This is a genomic window from Micromonospora sp. (genome assembly GCF_048594385.1).
In the GTDB taxonomy this organism is placed as follows: domain Bacteria; phylum Actinomycetota; class Actinomycetes; order Mycobacteriales; family Micromonosporaceae; genus Micromonospora; species Micromonospora wenchangensis.
In genome coordinates, this window is sequence record NZ_JBMDWU010000494.1 from 1 (window position 1) to 1,694 (window position 1,694).

Here is a 1,694-nt window from a genome sequence, read left to right on the forward strand (position 1 = left end):
GCGGCCCGTCGTCGGACGGGACGACGCCCGGGGCGTCCTCGGTGGCGTCGGACGGGTCGCCGCGGCGGCGTCGGCGGGCCAGGGTACGCAGCACCCTCAGATCCTCCCGGCTGAGCCCCAGCGCCAGCACCGTCCCCAGGTAGACCGCCACGATCGTGGCCAGCCCGGCGACCGGTCGCCACGGCCAGCCCGGCACCAGCCAGCGCACCAGCAGCCCGGCGGCCAGCGCGGCGGCTCCGGCGGCCAGCCCCTTGGCCATCCCGACGGTGAACGGCAGCGCGCCGGTCAGGTGGCGGACCTGCACCACCCGGGCGATGTTGACCACGATCAGCGAGGCGCTCCACGCCGCCGCCGCGCCGACGATCCCGTACGCGGGGATGAGCCACAGGTTGAGCAGCACGTTGAGCACCAGGGCGACCAGGTTGTCGGCCATGTTGAGCGCCACCCGGCCGGACATGTTCAGCACCGTGCCGCACGGGCCGGTCGCCGCGTTGACGAGCTGGCCGAGAGCCAGGATCACGGTCACCGCCGCGCCGGTGGCCACCTCGCCGCCGAAGACGCGCAGCAGGTCACCGGGGACCACCAGCAGCGCCACGAACGCCGGCAGCGACAGCCGCACCACCCAGCCGGTGGCCACCGCGTAGACCCGGCGGACGTCGTCGAGGTCCCCCCGGTGGTAGAGGTGCGCCAGGTACGGGCCGAACGCCGCGTTGACCGGGGCGAGCACGAAGATGGCGACGGTGACCAGCCGGGTGGCGACGTTGTAGACGCCGATGTCCGGGTTGGCGAAGAAACCCAGCAGCAGGGTGTCGACCCAGATCAGCCCGGTCGACGACAGCGACGACACCCAGCTGACCGTGGAGAAGCGGAACAGCTCTCCCGGCCGGTGCACCGGGCGGGCCGGCGCAACCCGGCGGACCAGCCGGGCCAGCGCCAGCAGGGCGAGCAGGGCGGCCGACCAGCCGGCCACCACCAGCGCCCAGAACGCCCCGGTCAGCCCGGCCCCGGTGAGCAGGGCGAGCGCGGTGAGCAGCAGCCGGGTCCCCGGCTCGTAGAGCTGGCCGATGAAGGTGTACGGCCGCTGCGTCCGCCAGCCCCGGGTCGCCGCCAGCGCCGCCTCACAGACCGTCGAGGCGGGCAGGGTCAACGCGACCAGCCGCAGCCCGGTGACCAGCCCCGGGTCGTGCAGCCGGTCGGCGAGCCAGGGTGCGCCCCAGGCCAGCGCCCCGGCGAGGAGGACCGACGAGCCGGCCGAGACGGCCAGCCCCAACCGGACCGTGCCGCGCAACGCCGGGGCGTCGTCGTCGGCCAGGTGCACCGCCACGAACCGGGTCAGCCCGGCCCGGAACCCGGACAGCGACAGCAGCCCGGCCAGCGACAGCACCGCGTAGCACTGGGCGTACCGGCCGACCTCCCGGATGCCCAGCACCCGGGCCAGCAGCAGCATGATCAGGAAGACCGCCGCCTGGCTGAGCAGGGCGCCGAGCAGGTTGAGCCCGCCGCCACGGGCCATTCCCCGGACGTGCTTGTCGCCCTGCGCGGACGCGTGCGCCACCGCCACCTACCGGCGTCGGTGCTGCTCGGGCACCGTCGAGGTTACGACCGGCAGCACCACCGTGTCGTGGCCGCCGCGCCCCCCGCCGGGACGCGCCGGGGCGGCCCGGCCGACCCCCGGCAGGCGACCCGCCCGGCGG

Annotated in this window: 1 protein-coding gene; it reads right to left on the reverse strand. The window is 75.7% G+C overall.

The features are described 5' to 3' along the window. Window positions 1-1,555 (reverse strand): oligosaccharide flippase family protein (locus ACOJTC_RS26650; RefSeq protein ID WP_420118944.1); only part of this gene is annotated, 1,555 nt, incomplete at its 3' end. Window positions 1,556-1,694: the final 139 nt, after the last annotated feature.